General features: G+C 60.2%; 18 protein-coding genes and 1 pseudogene. 2 read left to right on the forward strand and 17 right to left on the reverse strand.

The annotated features are described in order from the left end of the window. Positions 1 to 364 precede the first annotated feature (364 nt). The gene (locus tag VFJ08_RS15820) at positions 365 to 535 is read left to right on the forward strand and encodes a toxin-antitoxin system HicB family antitoxin (protein WP_349257032.1); all 171 of its coding nucleotides are present in this window, start codon (positions 365 to 367) and stop codon (positions 533 to 535) included. Positions 536 to 552: 17 nt separating this feature from the next. Here the strand turns inward: VFJ08_RS15820 and VFJ08_RS15485 are convergent, their stop codons facing one another. The 14 genes and pseudogenes from VFJ08_RS15485 to VFJ08_RS15550 form a co-directional block, all read right to left on the reverse strand. Next, entirely contained in the window at positions 553 to 1,014 is a 462-nt protein-coding gene (locus tag VFJ08_RS15485) for a hypothetical protein (RefSeq protein WP_324998130.1), read from the reverse strand. A 52-nt stretch (positions 1,015 to 1,066) separates the two neighbouring features. Continuing rightward, positions 1,067 to 1,570, reverse strand: a pseudogene (locus VFJ08_RS15825) (chemotaxis protein CheB); the annotation flags it as partial. A gap of 46 nt (positions 1,571 to 1,616) precedes the next feature. Then, entirely contained in the window at positions 1,617 to 2,657 is a 1,041-nt protein-coding gene (locus VFJ08_RS15495) for a ketopantoate reductase family protein (protein ID WP_324998132.1), read from the reverse strand. A 50-nt stretch (positions 2,658 to 2,707) separates the two neighbouring features. Next, positions 2,708 to 3,916: a 3-oxoadipyl-CoA thiolase gene (pcaF, locus tag VFJ08_RS15500; protein ID WP_324998133.1), complete on the reverse strand. Its 1,209-nt coding sequence runs from the start codon at positions 3,914 to 3,916 to the stop codon at positions 2,708 to 2,710. Positions 3,917 to 4,093: 177 nt separating this feature from the next. Next, on the reverse strand, positions 4,094 to 4,867 hold the full coding sequence (locus tag VFJ08_RS15505; protein WP_324998134.1) for a CoA-transferase subunit beta: 774 nt from the start codon (positions 4,865 to 4,867) through the stop codon (positions 4,094 to 4,096). Beyond that, entirely contained in the window at positions 4,864 to 5,694 is an 831-nt protein-coding gene (locus VFJ08_RS15510; protein ID WP_324998135.1) for a CoA transferase subunit A, read from the reverse strand. Before VFJ08_RS15510 ends, VFJ08_RS15505 begins: the two co-directional genes overlap by 4 nt. A 222-nt stretch (positions 5,695 to 5,916) precedes the next feature. Beyond that, entirely contained in the window at positions 5,917 to 6,984 is a 1,068-nt protein-coding gene (locus VFJ08_RS15515) for a zinc-binding dehydrogenase (RefSeq protein WP_324998136.1), read from the reverse strand. 17 nt (positions 6,985 to 7,001) lie between these two features. Next, positions 7,002 to 7,772: an SDR family oxidoreductase gene (locus tag VFJ08_RS15520; RefSeq protein WP_324998137.1), complete on the reverse strand. Its 771-nt coding sequence runs from the start codon at positions 7,770 to 7,772 to the stop codon at positions 7,002 to 7,004. 55 nt (positions 7,773 to 7,827) lie between these two features. After that, on the reverse strand, positions 7,828 to 8,742 hold the full coding sequence (locus tag VFJ08_RS15525) for an NAD(P)-dependent oxidoreductase (protein ID WP_324998138.1): 915 nt from the start codon (positions 8,740 to 8,742) through the stop codon (positions 7,828 to 7,830). A 30-nt stretch (positions 8,743 to 8,772) separates the two neighbouring features. Then, positions 8,773 to 9,555, reverse strand: a complete 783-nt coding sequence (locus VFJ08_RS15530) for an SDR family oxidoreductase (RefSeq protein WP_324998139.1) — start codon at positions 9,553 to 9,555, stop codon at positions 8,773 to 8,775. Positions 9,556 to 9,623: 68 nt separating this feature from the next. Then, entirely contained in the window at positions 9,624 to 10,487 is an 864-nt protein-coding gene (locus tag VFJ08_RS15535) for an intradiol ring-cleavage dioxygenase (protein WP_324998140.1), read from the reverse strand. 24 nt (positions 10,488 to 10,511) lie between these two features. After that, entirely contained in the window at positions 10,512 to 11,594 is a 1,083-nt protein-coding gene (locus VFJ08_RS15540) for a maleylacetate reductase (protein WP_349257033.1), read from the reverse strand. A gap of 10 nt (positions 11,595 to 11,604) precedes the next feature. Then, on the reverse strand, positions 11,605 to 11,889 hold the full coding sequence (locus tag VFJ08_RS15545; RefSeq protein ID WP_324998142.1) for a YciI family protein: 285 nt from the start codon (positions 11,887 to 11,889) through the stop codon (positions 11,605 to 11,607). 20 nt (positions 11,890 to 11,909) lie between these two features. Then, complete coding sequence (locus tag VFJ08_RS15550) at positions 11,910 to 12,992, reverse strand: iron-containing alcohol dehydrogenase (RefSeq protein WP_324998143.1); 1,083 nt, start codon at positions 12,990 to 12,992, stop codon at positions 11,910 to 11,912. Between the two features lie 171 nt (positions 12,993 to 13,163). On the opposite strand from VFJ08_RS15550, the gene VFJ08_RS15555 reads away from it, so the two are divergent. After that, positions 13,164 to 14,123 (forward strand): LysR family transcriptional regulator, encoded by a 960-nt coding sequence (locus VFJ08_RS15555; RefSeq protein ID WP_324998144.1) that lies wholly within the window; start codon positions 13,164 to 13,166, stop codon positions 14,121 to 14,123. A 152-nt stretch (positions 14,124 to 14,275) separates the two neighbouring features. Here the strand turns inward: VFJ08_RS15555 and VFJ08_RS15560 are convergent, their stop codons facing one another. From VFJ08_RS15560 to VFJ08_RS15570, 3 genes are all read right to left on the reverse strand, one after another. Further along, positions 14,276 to 15,283 (reverse strand): zinc-dependent alcohol dehydrogenase, encoded by a 1,008-nt coding sequence (locus VFJ08_RS15560; protein ID WP_324998145.1) that lies wholly within the window; start codon positions 15,281 to 15,283, stop codon positions 14,276 to 14,278. 64 nt (positions 15,284 to 15,347) lie between these two features. Next, positions 15,348 to 16,364, reverse strand: a complete 1,017-nt coding sequence (locus VFJ08_RS15565) for a zinc-dependent alcohol dehydrogenase (protein ID WP_324998146.1) — start codon at positions 16,362 to 16,364, stop codon at positions 15,348 to 15,350. A 156-nt stretch (positions 16,365 to 16,520) separates the two neighbouring features. Beyond that, positions 16,521 to 19,055, reverse strand: a complete 2,535-nt coding sequence (locus tag VFJ08_RS15570; protein WP_324998147.1) for an ATP-binding cassette domain-containing protein — start codon at positions 19,053 to 19,055, stop codon at positions 16,521 to 16,523. Between the last annotated feature and the right edge of the window lie 36 nt (positions 19,056 to 19,091).

The raw sequence follows: 19,091 nt of genomic DNA on the forward strand, positions 1-19,091 counted from the left end.
TCAGACCCGCGTATACGCCCGCGATTGCCAGCAGGCGCCGCGCCTGGCACGCGTCGTGGGTCTTGCGCGCCAATTCGCGCAGGTCTTCGGCACGGTAATCGTTTCGCAATGGAATGGGCCGAGTCATCGGCAAGCCTCTAGGGACGAGTTAAAGCTAACGTCCTGATTATATAACGAGATTCTGTTTTTGCAGGTTGGTATTAGTCCCTACCGGGGCTGTTGCGAGCCGCCACTTCCACTCGGCCTTCGACGGCGATCGTTGACGCTAGCTGGCTTGGCGCATAATCGAGCAGCGGATTAGCCTCCGGGGTTCTTTGCGTAAGTCTTCTTTAAAGCATCCGCTTTCACAGGCGCAAACGGACACATTGACGCGTCCAGGGAGCTGGGCGTCGAGCCGCAAAAGCCTTATTCGGGGAAGGTAGTGCTGCGTATGCCGCCCGAGCTACATGCAAAGGCAGCCATGCGAGCCGAAGCAGCCGGAAAAAGCTTCAATCAGCTGGCAAACGGGGCGCTGGAAGACTGGGTGGATGTATAACCGCCGAGGGTTTTCAATCACTCCTCCGGCGACAACCACCCCGCGCTTACCAACTCGCTCATCGCATCCGCGCGTTGCTCCGCTTCCTCCATCGCCGCGAGCCACGCGGCTTTGCTGGCTTCATTCGGCACGTCCGGCCGCTCCGCCATTTGCCGGCAGACTTCGACTCTTTCGTTCATCAGCCGGAGCGCTGCCTCGACGCCCTTTTCCATTTGCTCGAACTGCGCCGCCACCATGCTGGCGCCGGTGAAGACATGGCCGATGTGGCAGCAGTACTGGCTCAAGGTACCGAGCTGGTTGCGCTCGACCGCGCCGCCGCAGTCGGGGCAGGTTAGTGCGATGGGACGATGTAAAACGTAATCGCCGTTCATCTCGATCGTCTCCTCCGTCGGTTGCGTAGTCACAGGAAGTTCGATCGCCTCGGCGGCGAGGCGCGCCAACAGCGCCGGGATCTCCGCGAGCGCCGCGGTAATCGACATCGACGTGCGCCAGCGCGCTTTGCGGCATGTCGGCATGCTCTGCGTCGCTCGGCGACTGCACCACCGCGATGCCGCCGCACCGCTTGATTTCAAACAGCCCGGCGGTGCCGTCGTTCAATCTGCCGGTAAGAATAACGCCGATGGCGGCGCGACCGTAATGTTCGGCCGCCGATCGAAACAGCGGGTCGATCGCCGGGCGCGCGAAGTTTTCGCGCGGCCCGCGCGACAGCCGCAAACGGCCGTTTTTTGCCACCAGCAAATGGTGGTCGGGCTGGGCGGCATAAATATGGCCGTTTCGCAACGGCTCGCCGTTTTCGGCATGCGTCGCCGGCAACGGGCCGGCTTGTTCCAGCAAATTGGGCAGCGTGCTCTTGTGCCGACCGATATGTTGCACCACGCAAATCGGCGCTGGGATGTCCGCGGGCAAGCCGGCCACCAGTTTGCGCAATGCGGTAACGCCGCCGGCCGATGCGCCGATGACGATGATGGCCTGCCGTGGCATGTTCGATCCCTGGCGCAACCTGGACACGAGCTTGATCGGAGATCGTGTAACCATATCAGCCTTATAGTCGCGCAGCACGGATGAGCGCTCTATCGAGAGGCTACGCCCTCCCGGCTGCGACCAAGAGCTCTGCGTTATTTAGACTAGGTGATAACTCCCCGGCCTCTATTCGCTCAGCGAGTCTGAGAATAGCTTCGTTAACGGGCGCCCGGTCATTGCGCCGCCAGCATTGCTCGACGACATAACCGTTGAAAGCATCGAGTTCTGCTCGTCGCCCTTTATCCCAATCTTGTAATACCGCCACCCTAGTATCAGGCAGCGAATAAGATTCTAATACAGCATCAAGAAGGTCAAGTGCATATTGGCTTGAGGTTGGAACTTCTTCGGCAGTCTTGCCAAAGATCGGAAGCATCGTCACGCCCAACTTACAAGCCAAGTTGTACGCCTCTCGTGAAGCTTCATCCATCACGGCACGAACGCCGTCAACCTGCACCGCGCTCAAAAGCGGCACGTTCAAAATCGCCGAGGGCAACATCTCCGGAATGTTGGCGATCAATTTCATCCACTTAGAGGACCAAATATCTTCAGAAATGACTGTATTAGCCGCATATGAGAGCGCCCCTTTCACCTCATCTAGACGCGATATGCCGGCGCACGAATAGTTGCCGACCGTAATCCAGGTGCCCGAACGATAGACCTGACGATTAACGATCCCAGGTTCGAACATGTTTGCCGCTATGCCCAATACTGCCCCAACCGTACGTGTCGGGCCGACGATATCGGCGACATCGTCCATTGTCATACCGTTTTGCAGCCCAACGACGACCGACTTGTCATGCAGCGTAGGCTTGATCAACTCGACCGACCAGCGCGTGTCATATGATTTAACAGATATGAATACAATATCGAAGGGCACTTTCAGTTCGGCTATTTGACAGAGATGCAGCGCATCAATTTTCGTGGTTTCGACGGTTCCATCGGGGAATTTAACCACCAGCCCGTTAGCGCGCATCGCTTCAACATTCTGTGGCCATTGATCGATAAATGTTACGTCTAGGCCGGCACGAATCATATCCGCGCCGAGCGCGGCTCCGTTAGCGCCCGTGCCCAAAACGGCGATTTTCAATTCTTTCAACTCCATCGCTTTCTTCCTCCACTATTTATAGTTATAGAAAATTAAAAATTTGCGAATCAAACTCGCTCCAATACGGTCGCGATGCCCTGCCCCACGCCGATGCACATGGTCGCCAACCCGAAGCGTGCGTCGCGGCGCACCATCTCGTGCATAGCGAACTGGATGATGCGTACACCCGACATGCCCAGCGGATGGCCAAGCGCAATGGCGCCGCCGTTGGGGTTCACGCGGTCGTCGTCGTCGGCCAACCCCCAGCCGCGGGTGACAGCCAGGGACTGGCTGGCGAAGGCTTCGTTGAGTTCGATGACGCCTATGTCGTCGATCGACAGCTTTAGCCGATCCAGCAGCTTGTTCGTCGCGTACAGCGGGCCCATACCCATGATTCGCGGTTCCACGCCGGCGGTGGCCATGCCACGAATTCGGGCCATGGGTTTGAGATCAAAATCCTTGATCGCCTGTTCGCCGGCCACTAGCAGCGCGCCAGCGCCGTCGTTGACACCCGAGGCGTTGCCGGCTGTAACCGTGCCGTTTTCGCGAAAGGGCGTAGGCAACTTCGCCATCTCGTCCAGCGAAGCCTTCGGGCGCGGATGTTCGTCGGCGTCGAAGATCAGCGGTTCAGCCTTGCGACGCGGGATTTCGATCGGCGTGATCTGTTCGGCCAGGCGACCGGCCACGCGGGCGGCTTCGGCCTTCTGCTGCGAGCGATAGGCAAAAGCGTCCTGGTCCTCGCGAGAAACATCGTACTGTTCGGCGACGTTCTCTCCGGTCTGGGGCATGGAATCCACGCCGTACTGCTGCTTGAGGATCGGATTGATGAAGCGCCAGCCGATGGTCGTGTCCTCCATCGTCTGGCTACGCGAGAAGGCAGTCGGGGCTTTGGAGACGACGTAGGGTGCGCGCGACATGGATTCCACCCCACCGGCCAGCATGAGCTGCGTCTCGCCGGCCCGGATCGCACGAGCGGCGGTGCCCACGGCATCCATGCTCGAGCCACACAGGCGGTTGATGGTCGAGCCGGGTACGCCATACGGCAGGCCGGCGAGCAGACTCGACATACGGGCGACGTTACGATTGTCTTCGCCAGCCTGATTGGCACAGCCGACGATCACATCGTCGATCGCGGCCGAATCGAGGTTCGGCGCTTCGGCCAGCACGGCCTTGAAGACATGCGCAAGCATGTCGTCGGGGCGAACGGCGGCCAGCGTGCCGCCAAAACGCCCCACCGCGGTACGCCGCGGATGGTAGAGATAGGCATTGTCGGCCATGGAAAACTCCTCGCCTGATCGCGGCGTTTTATAAAAAAATGACCCATAGACGGACACAGATCGACGCAGAACCAGAGATCGAAGCCAGGTAAATCTAGGCCTCAACGAACGGCGCCCGAATCATTTTTCCTTGTTTAAACCTGTGTTCATCTGCATCTATCTTCGGATAAAAGGATTTCAAGAGGCGTCGTGGTGTTGTGCGGTGCGCTCCTTGAGCTGGCGCAGCACGGTCAATTCCTCGTCGCCGGGTTCGGCCGTGGTCGCCAGCTCGTCGGCGAAGGCGATCTGCCAGCCGGTCGCTTCGATTACCTCCTCGCGGGATACACCGGGGTGCAGCGAGGCCACCGTCAACTCGTTTGTGTCGGCATCAGGCTGCATCACACACAGATCGGTAATCACGCGGGTCGGGCCGGCGCCGATGTTGGGCACGTTTTCGCGGGCTTTACCGTCGCGCCCAAAGCCAACGGTGGTCACGAAATCCACGGTGTCCACAAAGGTTCGCTTGGAATGCTTGAGGGTGATGAAGATCTCGCCCGTGCATGTCGCCATCTCGGGCGCGCCGCCGCCACCCGGAAGTCGCACCTTGGGCGCACGATAGTCGCCGATCAGGGTTGTGTTGAGATTGGCGAACTTGTCGATCTGGGCTGCGCCGAGAAAACCGACGTCGATCCGGCCGCCCTGGACCCAATAGCGAAACATCTCCGGCACGGAAACCGTGATTAGCGCGGTCTCGCACAGCTCGCCGTCGCCGATCGACAGCGGCAACACGTCGGGTTTAGTCTCGAGCGTGCCGGATTCGTAGATCAGCACCACCTCGGGGGCGTGGGTCAGCCGCGCCAGATTGGCGGCTTCACTGGGTAGACCAATACCCACGAAGCAGCTCTGGCCATTGGTCAAGGCGCGCGAAGCGGTGACCGTCATCATTTCCGCAGCGGTATAGCGCGCGCTCATGCCAAGCCTCTGTTGTCGGGGGTCGGGTTGAATACGTTTTCGTCCAGCCAGGCGTTGAAGGCTTCGCGATCGCGCGCGATCGGATCCCAATCCTTGTAGAACTTGTTGGATCTCGGATAGTAGCCGTGCGTGTAAGACGGTTTAGCGCCGCCGCGAGCCTCGCAAACAGCGGTAATCACCCACGCCGGTATTACACAGGCATTGGGGCCGGCGTCCAGCTCATCGACAATCTCCTCGACCGTCACGATTGAATGCTTCGCGGCTAGTACGGCTTCCTTCTGCACGCCGATGATGCCTTCGACCAGTACATTACCGTGGCGGTCGGCTTTCTGCGCATGCACGACCGAGACATCCGGCGTGATCGACGGCACCGCCGCGAGCCGCTCGCCGGTAAACGGGCATTCAATGAACTTGATCTGGTCGTTGACCTTGGGCAGATCCGAGCCGATGTAGCCGCGCAGGATCGCCAGCGGCAGACCGGCCGCGCCGGCCTCGAAGGCGTTGGCCATAGCGGCATGGCTGTGCTCGAGGAGTTCGACCGGATGCGGCCAGCCTTTCTCGACCGCGTCACGCAGTCGATGTAACGAGCCCACCCCGGGGTTACCGCCCCAGGAAAAGATCAGCTTCTTCGCACATCCGGCCCCTATCATCTGATCGTAGATCAGATCGGGCGTCATGCGAATCAGGATCAGATCGCGTTTTTTCTGACGAATGATCTCATGGCCGGCGGCGAACGGAATCAGGTGAGTGAAGCCTTCCAGGGCCACGGTGGCGCCGTCGGCGACAAAGCGGCCCACGGCATCCGGCAAGGACAGGAATTCGGCCATGCGGTTGCGCTCCTGTGAAAAATTCGCAATACGAATTGAGATGGCGGACGCGCCGGCGCGCGCTCAGGCAAGCACCTGGCTTGCCGAATAGCCGCCGTCGACCATGAGCAGTTGTCCGGTGATGCCGCTGGCTGGTCCATCCGAGGCGACATACGTTCTCTCTGACGTGATGTGGACCCGCGGCCACGATATGCATGGGCACGGGGCGCGCGTCGGTTCGATCTAGACTTCGACTAGAATCTTGAGTTGGCTGGCCTTCGGATCCATGAGGGCTTCAAATCCCTGATCCACGATGTGTTCCGCGCTGATGCGGTTCGTGATGACCTTCTCGACCGGGTAAGTACCGGCCGCGACCATGCGCGCGATACGCGGCCAAATCTGCACCGGATAACACCAGGTCGCTTCCACCGTGATGTCTTTTTGAGCCCAAAGCATGGCGTCCACTGCAGCCGGCTTCATGTGCAGGCCCACCTGGACGACCACGCCCTGGCGGCGTACCGCACGCGCACAGTTGCCAAGCGATATTTCCGATCCCACGCATTCGAGCGCGACATCAACGCCAACCCCCGCCTCGGTCCGTTCGCGGATGATCTCGATCAGATCTTCGTTAACGGGGTCGGCCACTACGGCATAGGGCGCAATTTTTTCGATCAATGCACGCCGGTTCGGATTCGGCTCGGCCACGAAAATGGTGGCTGCGCCCGCGGCCTTGGCAGCCAGCACCGTCAGCGCACCGATTGGCCCCGAGCCGGAAATCAACACCGTGGAACCGGCGGTGACACGGCCGCGGTCGACGCCGTAGAGGGCTACGGCCGCCGGCTCGACCATGGCCGCCTGTTCATCCGACATGTTGTCGGGGATGGGCTGGGCGCAATAGTCTTTAATAACCGCACGCTCGGCCATGCCGCCCCACCGCCAACTCAGGCCGAACACGCCGAGTTGCTCGGACAGATGATAAAGCCCGCGCTGGGCATAATAATCGTCCCGTGGCGCGATCAAAGGCTGCACCGAAATCCGGTCGCCGACTTTAACGTGGCTAATACTCTCGCCGACGGCCTCGACCACCCCGGAAGTCTCGTGCCCCAAAATCTGCGGATTCTGCGCACCGGTATATACATGCGGTGTCTTGGGCGTGACGATCGGCCCGGCCATATATTCGTGCAGATCGGTGCCGCAGATGCCGGTGAAAAGCGGGCGAATCAGAACTTCATCGGCCGCAAGCGCGCCTTCGGGGGCGGCCACGTCTTCGAAACGGATATCCTTGGCGCCGTGAAATCGGACTGCTTTCATGATTTGGCTCCTCCTTGTTATTGCGCGGTATAGCCGCCGTCGGCGACCAGGCTCGCGCCGGTCACGAATCGTGCCTCGTCCGAGGCGAGAAATAGGACACAGTTGGCCAAGTCGACCGGTTCGCCCAGCCCCAGTGGATGCTTGCTGCCCATTTCGGCGATATAGGCTTCACGACCGCTCGGATGCGAATCGGCCGCGGCCAGAAAAACGGCAGTCTTGACCGAGCCGGGATGCACCGCATTGACGCGGATGCCGTGCTCCGCATAGCACACGGCATCCGTTTTGGTCATCGAAATAATCGCGCCCTTGGTGGCGTGATACGCGGGAATATCGATATTGCCGATCAAGCCGTAGATCGACGAGAAATTTACGATCGAGCCACGACCGTTATTTATCATGTGCGGAGTCACGTGCTTCGTGCAGAGGAACGACCCCCGCACGTTGACCGCGAAGACTTGGTCCCATTCCTTGACGTCGACTTCGTGGGCCAGCTTGTTCACCCCCACGATCGCTGCATTGTTGACGAGCGCATCGATCCGACCATGTTTGTCGGCAACTGCCGAGACCGCCTCGGCGACACTGTCTTCACGGGTGATATCGACTTCGTGAAAATCCACCTCATGACCGGCATCCGACAGCTTGCGGGCCAACGCTTTCCCCTCGTCGGCCAGTACATCGAAGATCGCGACCCGCGCGCCTTCCTCGACGAAGCGCTCGACGGTCGCACCGCCGATACCACGGGCACCGCCGGTGACGATCGCCACCTTGTCTTGCATTCGTTTGCTCATGTTCTCCTCCTCGGACTGCTGTTTCTGTTTTGATTCACGCCCGAACGATGATTGTTTAGCTCTTCGTCGAGTCGCGTTCCGGTAACGGTCCGAGCGAGGCCTTGCGTTCGATATCGAGCAGGATGCCGAAGAAATCCTGATCCGGCGCGACCTCGGCATAGGATCGAAACCGCTCCGCCATCAGCGACGCAGCCGGCATGCTCGCGTTCAGCGAATCGGCGGCCGCCTCGACCAGTCCCATGTCCTTGACCATCTGGGATACCGAAAATGCCGGGGTGAAATCGCGGTTGCGCAACGGCTCGAGCTTGTACTTGACCAGCGGCGATGCCGCGACGCTCACGCCGAGCACATCGAGCATGATGTCCCAATCGATGCCGCCGGCCCGGCCAAGCGTGAGCGCCTCGCCGAGGATCACCGCGGTCGAACCGACCAGATGGTTGATCACGAGCTTGAGATAACGCGCCTGCTCGTCATCGCCGACATAATGCTGATTCGCCGAAAACGCCTCGAAGACCGGCAGCACTCGGTCGTAGGCGGATCGCGGCCCCGACACCAGAACCGTAAGCTTGCCGTCTTTGGCCAACGCCGTACTGCCGGACACCGGCGCGCGCAGATAATGCAGACCGCGCTCGGCACACACGGTCTTGACCCGCGCCGAAGCTTCCGGCGATACCGTGCTGAGATCCACAAAGATCCCACCCTCGGCCAATTGGTGCAGCGGCCCTTCCTGGGCCACCGCCACCGCGTCCAGTGCCCGATCATCGGGCAGCATCGACATCAATACATCCACGTCACCGGCCATCGCGCCGGCATCGGCATAAGGCGTGGCGCCATCCGTCTCGAAAGCCGGATAAGCCTGTTGATCGATATCGTAGACTGCAAGCCGCTGGCCCGTGGCCAGAATCCGCTTACAGATCGGTGTTCCCATTTTGCCCAGACCGAGCCAGCCGATCGTCGTGTTGTCGCTCATGTTTCGTACCTGATGGAAAGAAAGCGCCGCTCAGACCAGCACCATGCCGCCGTCGATGGCAACGACCTGTCCGGTTATGTAATCCGAGTCGGAAGAGGCCAGAAACAGTGTGGTACCGGTGATGTCCTCGGCCACGGCCGGGCGACCGAGCAGGATGTTTTCCGAAAACGCGTTGATTGCGTCGCCTTCTTTTTCACTGGCACCCATAGCCATCAAATCCTTATCGAGCTTGTCCCAAAGAGGCGTCGTCACGACTCCTGGTGAAAAGCCATTAACGGTAATGCCTTCTTTGGCTAACTCACGCGCCCCGGCTTGAATCAAAGCAATAACCGCGGATTTGCTTGCGCAGTATGGGGCGAAATCCGGGTATCCTTGACGTCCTGCGATCGAGGCCGTATTAACAATCTTTCCGCCCTTGCCTTGGGCAATCATCCGCTTCGCCGCTTCCTGAGTACCAATCAAAACGCCGAGCCCATTGACTCTCATAACCGATTCAAAGTTTTCCTCGGTAATATCCAGAAACGGCATCGGCACATTCATGCCGGCGTTGTTGAACATTGCGTCGAGCCCGCCATACGCCTCTACGAACGTGTCGAGCCCGGCACGGACCTCGGCCCGTTCGGTCACGTTCATGACCAAAGGCATGGCCCGCCCACCGCTGGCCGTTATGGCCTCGGCCGCTTCGCGTGCCGCGGACTCGTTGAGATCGGCGATGCCGACGATTGCGCCTTCTTCGGCGAACCGCTTAGCCGATGCCAGACCGATCCCCTGCGCGGCACCGGTGATGACGATGCGTTTGTCTTCGAGCCTCATGGGCTGCTCCTCCTTTCGTTTGCTGTCGACATCCGTTTCATACTCGGGCACCCAACCCCGTGGCCTTATCAGGACCGCGCCAAACCGAAGTCGTACTCGGCGATATAGAACGCGCCATCCATCGGTGCGCCATCCGGGGCAGCCGCCGCGGTCGATTTTTCGAAATCCACAATCAGCGATTTCTTCACGCCGAACACGGCATCCGATTCCAGATAGGGATCGCCGCGCACGAACAAATGCGTCGTCACCGGCGCGTACCCGTCGGCCGATACGATGAAATGCATATGAGCCGGCCGCCACGGCTCACGACCAAGCGCGGTCAGCATGCGACCGACCGGGCCATCGTCGGGTATCGGGTAACTGACCGGCACGATCGTATGGAAGTAATAACGGCCATCGGCATCGGTGCGAAACTTGGCGCGAAGCTGCATTTCCGGCGATTCGGGATCCTGCACGTCGTACAGCCGATCGGGCCGGACCTGCCAGACATCGAGGAGTGCGCCCACAACCGGCGCGCCATGCTCATCGAGCACGCGTCCCGAAACAAAGGCCGGCTGTCCGCCTTCGATGCCGCGGCTGATATCGGTGCCTAGCTCGCATACCGGGGCGCCGTCGACGTGAAACGGTCCAAGTACGGTATTTTCCGTGGCCCCGCGCGGGCGGCGATGGTTGATCGCGTCCACGAGCATCGAGACGCCCAGCGTATCCGACAGCAGGATGAACTCTTGACGACTGTCGTCACACAGTTGCCCGGTCGCGGTCAGAAACTCGATCGCTTGCATCCATTCCGCCTCGTTTAATTCAACTTCGCGAACGAAAGCGTGCAAGTGATTGATCAGAGAAGTCATAACCTGGCGCAGGCGCGGATCAGTCTGCGAGCTCATCCGGTCGACGACCGCGTCGGCCAAATTCTGTTCGGTGAATTCTTGCATGGGCGTACTCCAATGAATCAGCGTTCAGGCCGCGGGATTACCGGGTTCCGCCGGAGGTTTTCCGGCCCAGGCGTTGTGCAGCAGGGTTGCCAATGCACCGGCCTCCAACGGTCTCGGGTTCGGATATTGCGCTTTCGAGGCCAGTTCGGCCGCGCGCGTAATACCCTGTTCCGGCATATCCAGGTCGCGCAGCGCCATATGCACATCGAGCGAAACTGCCAGGTCATAGATGCCCTGCGGCGCGTCACTCGAACCCAGCGCCCGAGCGATGACCTGCATGGCCTGAGGCGCGGCCGCGCGGTTATAGGCCAGCGCATGGGGCAGCACGATCGAATGTGTCGGCGCGTGCGGTAGTTCGAAGCTGCCGCCGAGGGTGTGGCACAGCTTGTGATGCAGCCCCATGCCGACATGCCCGAGCACGGTCGCACATAACCAGGCGCCGTACTGGCAGCGCAGCCGGGCCGCGATATCGTGAGTGTCGGAATGCACAGCCGGCAGGCCTTCGGCCAGCGCCCGGATGCCCTCTTCAGCCATCATGCCCATCACCGGGTTGGCATCCGGGGCATACAACCCCTCGGCGGCATGCGCGATGGCATTGAGCCCGCTAGTCATCGACAATTCAACCGGCAGCGTGAGCGTCAGATCCACGTCGTATAGGACCGTGCGTGGCAAGACCCTCGGATCGCGGCCGGTCGTCTTCTCACCGTGGTCGGTGATGCCATAGATAGGCGTCATTTCCGAGCCGGCATAGGTCGACGGGACCGCTACAATCGGTAGGCTGGACTCCAACGCGATCGCCTTGCCCAACCCGATGGTCGATCCGCCACCAACGGCCACGGCACAGTCCGCGGTCTGGGCTTCGGCCTGTTCGCGGACCGTGCGAACGGTGTCCATTGGGACGTGCATCGCCGCTTGATCGAAGATGCCCACGCAGCGTGGGCCAAGCAATCCGGCAACGCGCTCCGCGAGATCTCGTTGCTCCGGCGTACAAAGCACGAGCGCATGATTGCAACCCAACCGCTTGACTTCCGCTGCCACCTGCGCGATGGCGCCGCGTTCGAAGATGACCCGCGCCGGCAGCGCGGTGTAGGTGAATGCCGTCTGCATCATGGCGGGCTCAGCGGTTGTCGACGCGTTTGTTGAACGCGTGGATGTTGACCGTCGCCCAGAGGCCCGCCTTGTTGAACGGATCATCCCGATTGAAGGCTTCGACTGCGCTACGTGAGTCGGCTTCGACGATGAACATGCTGCCGATCATCGTTTCACCATCTTCCTCGACGAGCGGCCCGGAGACCGCTGTTTTGATATCGGCCGAGGCCAAATAGGACTTGTGCTGGTCGTAGAGTTCCAAACGGCGGTCGACCATGCCGTTCTTGTCGATGCAGTGGATTACGTAGAACATTGCGAGCTCCTTAGCTGTTTCTAGAACGACACCTGAATCGAGACGTTGTACGGCGTATCCGGCAACCTTCCTTGCCAAGCGCCTTCGATAAGCTGGTGCAACTCCGATTCGCTGATTCCCTCACGCGTCTCTTCGGCCAGGCTTCGCCAGCATGCGGCGGCGGCGGCATCAACATCCGCGCGAAGCAAACCGATATCGGCCAGCGAGCCCGGCGCGCCGACCTCGCGCGCCAGCTTAAATAAACCCACAGCGGCATCATCGACGCCGAGCGCATCAGCGATCTGCGCCATGATCTGCGGCATGATCCGGCTGTTCAGAAAGGCGATGTGCGGCACCAGAACGCTCTGGCTCTGGATATACGGCACGCTGAACTCTGTCGCCAAAACGGCGCAGACACGGTCCTGTAGACCCGAGCCGGCGAAGGTGTGCGCCGAACCCGTCATATAGCTGCCGTAAAGCGTACGGCTGCGCCCCGACAAACCTTCCGGGTCGAGTACGGTATCGGGCAGCCCGTCGGCCAGCGCGCGAATCCCTTCGAGCGCGACCAGCAGCGATACCGGCGAGGCCAACCTCGAGACGCAGGCTTGTATGCCACGGGCGAGCGCATACATCGCGGTCGCGACCGTGCTCTCCTCGGGAAGCGTGACTGTCAGTTGCGGGTCATAGATAATCGCATCCGGCAACGACGGCGCCTGGCTCAGTCGATGCAATTCCGACCCGGAATAAGTCGTCGGCAGACAAATGACCGGAACTTCGGCTTTGGCGCCAATGATGCGGGCGATACTAATGACCGTGCCGCCACCCAGCGCAACGATACAATCGGGTTTTAGCGCCTGGATACGCACCAGACCATCGGCGATGTTGTCGTCCCATTGTCGGTCCGCGTCCGGGCCGAACGATCCGACGAGACGATCACGCCACGACACGGTGAAGCTCTCGGCGGTCGGCAAGAGCTTGTTCACGCCGATCACTATGACTCGGCTAGCGGTAAGACGTGTTAGCTCGGCGAGGAGGTCGGCCCTGGCAGCCGCCATTCCGAAAACTACACGGTTCGCCACGGCTTCGTGAACAAAAGACTGATCATCCTCCCAGACGGTGTTCAAACGATATCTCCTTTCGACCACGCCTTGCCGGCGCGTGCGGACGGTTTTTGGTATGGGCTGAGCGTCGCGCGTCGACAGATATATGTCTAATTCTATTTTTTAGTCTTATTTATTTTTATTTCGAATGAGCACAGGATAGGATCCGTTCCACCCGAGCCTGAGCCGAAGACCATGGATCTCAAGCAGCTACGCTATTTCATTACAGTTGCCGAAGAAGCCAGCTTCTCCAATGCGGCCAAGCGTTTACACATCACCCAGCCGCCGTTGAGCACCGCAATCAAGAATCTTGAAGAAGAGATGGGAGTGCGGCTGTTCGAGCGCTCGACGCGTACGGTTCGTTTAACCGAGGCCGGCGATGCATTCTTCGTTGAGAGCCAACAACTGTTCATTCATCTCGATCAGAGCATTCAGACAGCAAGACGCATCGGCCAGGGAGAGATAGGCCGTCTATCGCTTGGCTTCGTGCCATCGGCGGCCAGCAGCTCGCTGCCGCCATTGCTCAAGAACTTTCGTCAACGCTACCCGGGCGTTACGATTTCACTGCACGAGATGAACCCCGTGGAACTCGTACGCAGCCTGGGAACCGGGCGCGTTGATGCCGCATTTTTCTATCTACCGGGTGGCAAGCTACCTCCCTTCGGTGAGCCGGAGCTGGCCTCACGACCCATCTCACGCGAGCCGCTCGTCGTAGCTCTGCCCGAGGATCATCCAGCCGCTGCCCGGCGGCGGATCGAACTCAAATCGTTGGCCGACGAGCCCTTCATTTTAGTGACCGGACATCGAGGCTCTGGGCTACGGGAGCTCATCCTGTCAACTTGTCACGAGGCACAGTTCATGCCCAATGTGGTACAAGAAGCGACCCTGATTCAAACGATTGGTGGGCTCGTGGCGAGCGGCGTCGGCGTTGCACTGGTGCCCGCCTCGCTACGGCGGCTACAAAGCAGCGGGGTCAGCTACCGACAGATTCAAGACAACCCGGCCTTCGTCGAAATGGGCATTGTCTGGCAACGCGTCAACGACAACCGCATTCTCGACGGATTCCTCGGCGTGGTTGCCGACAACACGTCGCTTGCCACGACACCGACAGGCGCCACGCATGAAACCCGCAATGAAGTTCAGTCCATAAGCTGATGACCGGGCCCAAAAGCCGGTTTACCCGTGGCCCCGGCTACGGCCACCAGTTATTCGACGAGCGGACCGCCAGAACCGGCCGAACTTTTTGATATCCAGATAACCAACTTACCGGGTGAGTCGTGCGCATACGTGTGACCGGCGGCCAAAACTTAACTCGGCATCTCGATATGTGCCTTGATGCTGTCTTCTGGGTGCTTGTAGGCCGCATAGAGCGCTTCGACGGCGTCATCGAGACCATAGCGCTGGGTGACGAGCGGCGTGAGGTCGAGTTTGGTGTTGGCGAGAAAACGCAAGGTTTCCGGCCAAATATTGGGAGAGCCGATCGATCCCGTGATGCTTAGCTCCTTGGATTGAATCAAGCCCAGCTTGGCGGGCGCCTCGCGACCCACATCGATCCCGATGTAGGCTACACGTCCCTTGAAAGCCACCAGCTCCAATGCGCGAGCCATGACGTTCGGATTGCCGCTAGCCTCAACCACCACGTCGGCGCCTTGCCCGTCGCCCATATTATCAATCACATCATCGATTTCATCCGGGTGCACCGCCTGATGGGCATGTAATGCCATGGCCGCTTCGCGGCGTTTGGGCGTCGGTTCGACGACGATAGTACGAGCACCCATGGCAGCGGCGGCTGCCGTTACCGCCAACCCGACCGGGCCAGCACCGAGGACCACGATCGTATTGCTTGCATCAACGCCGCCGGCCCGAACGAGCGCGTAGTACGCCACGCTAAAAGGCTCGACCAAACCGCCCATCGTGAAGGACAGCCCATCGGGCAAGCGATGCAACCATTCCGGACGAGCAACGAAATATTCGGCTGCGGCGCCACTGATGGAGAACCCGAAATGATCGTCGCCGATCACGCATTCGCCCACGACACGATCGCCCGGGACGAACCGGGTCACATTGCGGCCAACCCGCGCGATCTCCCCAGACCATTCGTGGCCGGGAATCTGTGGGTAGGCGAAGGGGATGATATAGCGGCCTTCCAGCAGCTCAATATCAGAATGACAAACCCCGACCGATCGCGCCGCCACCAGCACCTCGTCGTCACCAATATCGGGTATCGGCAGCTCGACGACCTTTGGTTTGTCGCGATCGACGAATTGCAGCGCTTTCATCGTGGATTGCACATGTTCGGCAGTAGCGGCACTCATGGCGCATCTCCTTTCTTAAATATCAACTTGTATTATTAATTTAATAATAATGAAGCTGCCCGTTTTACCCCGTAGGCGCCAGCGATGGGTCGAACAACACCTTGCCGTTGAGCTGGCCTGAGGCCAAACGCTCGAGTTGTTCGGGCAGATCCTCGAGCGGCCGCACCGAATCGAGCATCTCGTCTCCGAGGTTGGTCGTAACCAAGATTTCGAGCGCAGGCGTGAGATCCTCGTCGCACACGTGGGCCAGCGTGGTGCGAACGTTGATTTCCCGCATCACGAGCGCGTGCACGTTGATCGGCTCTTCCTTCGAGGGCAGCCCGACTTGGAGAATAGTGCCGCCGTCACGAACCATTTCAATGGCGTGGTTCATCTGACCGCGCGCACCGCTGGCTTCGATCACAATATCGGCACCTCGTTTGCCGAGCGCCGCCGTCACTTCAGTGGCCACATCATCGCCGGCCGCGATCACGCGGCTTACGCCCAGACGTTTAGCCCGCTCTAAACGGGCCCCCGGGAAATCGATGACGGTGATATCGGCCCCGTCCGCTAAATAGCGAATTCCCGTCAACACGAAGGTGCCGATTGCGCCCGCGCCGATGATCACGATTCGGTCGTTTTTTCCGACACCGGCCCGTCGCGCCGCATGCAGCCCGACGGCAAGCGGCTGCGCCAGACCGGCCTTGTCCAGCGACAACCCCTTGGGCAGCGGCACGAGCATGCTCTCGGGCGCCGAGACGAATTCAGCCATGCCACCGTCCGTGCTCAGGCCTAGGGTGTAATAACGTCGGCAAAGATTGGTGCGCCCTTCGCGACAGCGATCGCATTCGCCGCAGGACACGCCGGCGCCACTGACCACGATATCACCAACCGAATAGCGGCTCTCGCCGCCGACCTCGATCACTTCACCGACGAACTCATGCCCGGGAATCATCGGCCCCGTATGGCCTGTAACCGGGTGGGGCTGGTTGACCGCGAACGCGATCGGCCCTGCTTTCCATTCCGTGGCATCGGTACCGCAAATGCCGGAGCGCAGCACGCGCAGCAACACTTCGCCGTCGCCCCGCATCGGCGCCGCCACTTCCTCGATACGAACGTCGTGATCGCCGTAATACACGGCGGCCTTCATACGAGCGCCAGAATTTTCGGCGACTTGTGAATTTGCCATTTAAACTCCTTCTCGTCGGTTGGACCGGGCGCGAATCAGAACGTTCTCAGGACTGTCCGGTCTGAATTTTTAAGCACTGCGTTGGCGTGCCGCCGTGTAAACAAAGGCCGCGATCAAAACCAGCGCACCCTGGAACGCGTATTGATAGGTCTGCGACAGACCAAGGAATGTCACGGCGTTGAGCACTTCCGTGAGCAACAGCGCCCCCAGCAACGTGGTAATGAACGAACCGCGGCCGCCTCGAAGACTAGTTCCGCCAAGCACCACGGCGGTGATGCTCGATAGCGTGTAGTTCACGCCTTGCTGGGGGTCGCCCACGCCGATCAAGGCCATCAGCATCACGGCGCCGAACGTGGTCAGCAACGCCGTGCCGATATAGCCGGCAACGAACGTACGATCGATATGTACCCCGATACGGCGCGCCGATTCTTCGTTGGAGCCGGTGGCGCGAAGTTGCCAGCCGGACCGGACCCGCCGAAGCAGGTATTCGGCCGCAACGGCGACCGCCACCAAGACGATGAAAGCAACCGGGATCGGCCCTATCTTCGAGGAAATGATTGCGACCACCCCGGAATCGATATAGCCACCGGGCCCAGCGCGCAGGAGGAAACTGCAGCCCTGCAACCCGATATACATCGCCAGGGTGGCCGCAATCGGCGTAAAGTTCGCAAACCGTATCAGGCAGCCGTTGAACGCGCCCACCAGGAATGCAACGCCGAACATCAAGGCAAAGCCGGCGATCATCATGCCCGGGGGCTGGCCCTCGTTGACGAAAAACGAAGCCACGACCACGAGCAGGCCCGCGAGCGGGCCGACCGACAGATCGATCCCCGACAGCAGCAAGGCGATTGTCTGACCGAGCGCAATAAAACCAAGCGCCGTCGCGAGCGTCAGAATATTGGTGATATTGAAAGCAGACAGATAGTACGCGTTCTGGCTGAACACGAACAGCGCCAGCGCGACGATGACCATCGTGAGCGGCACGGCCGGTGCATTGTCGCTGTCGACGAAGCGCTTGATGCCCTGAGCGCGGCGCTGGATCTTTTTCGTGGCCGGCCCGTTGTTATCCACATGCGCATCAGCATTCACGGCCGCGCCGACAATACGGTTTTCAACCACCTCGTCACCGGTCAGCGTCGCCACCACACGACCACGCGACATGACGATGACCTGATCGCACAGGCCTTCGAGTTCGGCCGCATCGGAGGAATTGACCACCACCGGCGTTCCCGCCTCGGACACCTCGCGCAAGATACGATAGATTTCGGCGCGCGCACCGACATCCACCCCTTGCGTGGGCTCGTCGGCGATCACCAGGCCCGGCGCCGACAACAACGCGCGCGCCATTACGATTTTCTGCTGATTGCCGCCGGACAGCGACGATACCGGCGCCTCGACACCCGGGGCTTTCACGGCCAGCGAATCGAAGGTGGACGACACGCGATCCATTTCTCGGCGACGACTGAGCAACCCACCGACACTGAAACTGCTCAGCGCCGACAGGGCGGCGTTTTCTCGGATACTTAAACCAGCCGCCAACCCTTCGGCGTGCCGATCCGAGGGCATGAAGGCCACCTCGCGGCACAATTTTCGATGATCGAGCAGGCGCCCGTTGAGATACACTTGTCCCTGAAAGGAATGCAGCCCGGCCAATGCGCGCATCAGGTCGGACTGGCCGTTGCCCGCCACGCCGGCAACCCCGATGATCTGCCCTGGCCGCGCCTCGAAACTGACCTTCGAGAATCCTTTTCCGCTAATGCTATCGACATGCAGATTGACCGATTCGGAGCGAACCGTCGGTTTGGCCGGAAACGTGGAGCCCAACTCGCGCCCGACGATCAGCGACAGTAGCGTTTCGTCGTCAACCTCATCGACGATCGCGCCACCACGAACACGACCGTCTCTAAGTACGGTCACGCGGCGCGCGATCTGGCGCAGCTCTGCCAGTCTATGCGTGATGTAGATCACCGACGTCCCTTTGGCGACGACCTCCCGAATTCGACCGAACAGCATCTCAGTAGCATCCTGATCCAAAGATGCGGTGGGTTCGTCCAGGATCAGAACCCGCGGCTCAATAGCGAGCGCCTTGGCTATTTCAAGAAGATGCTTTTCCGCGATCGTCAGTGAGTCACCGCGCGCTTGCAACGAGACATCGAGTTCCACGCTTGACAAAATCTCGGTGGCCACATCTCGGTCGGCGCGCCCCTCAAACACCGCACGCGGCAATGCGACCTGGAGATTTTCCAACACCGACAGATCATCAAGCACGGCCGGATGCTGGAACGAGATCGCGATGCCGAGTGCGGCTGCCGATTCCGGGGACAACGGGGCCACGGGACGCCCGTCGAATTCGATGTCACCTTGATCCGGCTGTAACGCACCGGAAATGACATTCATGAGTGTCGATTTGCCCGCGCCGTTCTCGCCTAGAATCGCATGCACTTCGCCAGCATTGAATTCGACGTCGACATCGGCCAGAGCCGCAACGTCGGCATAGAATTTCGAAATATTGGAGAGCCGGATGACCACGGGACCAGACGCCGACGTTTCGCTCGTGATCCTTAGGCCGTCCGCTGGCTCAATGGCTGCGGCAGAATTTGACATTTGAACATCCAAGCAACTGGATAATCGCGACCACCA

This window comes from Salinisphaera sp. (assembly GCF_035690525.1).
In the GTDB taxonomy this organism is placed as follows: domain Bacteria; phylum Pseudomonadota; class Gammaproteobacteria; order Nevskiales; family Salinisphaeraceae; genus Salinisphaera.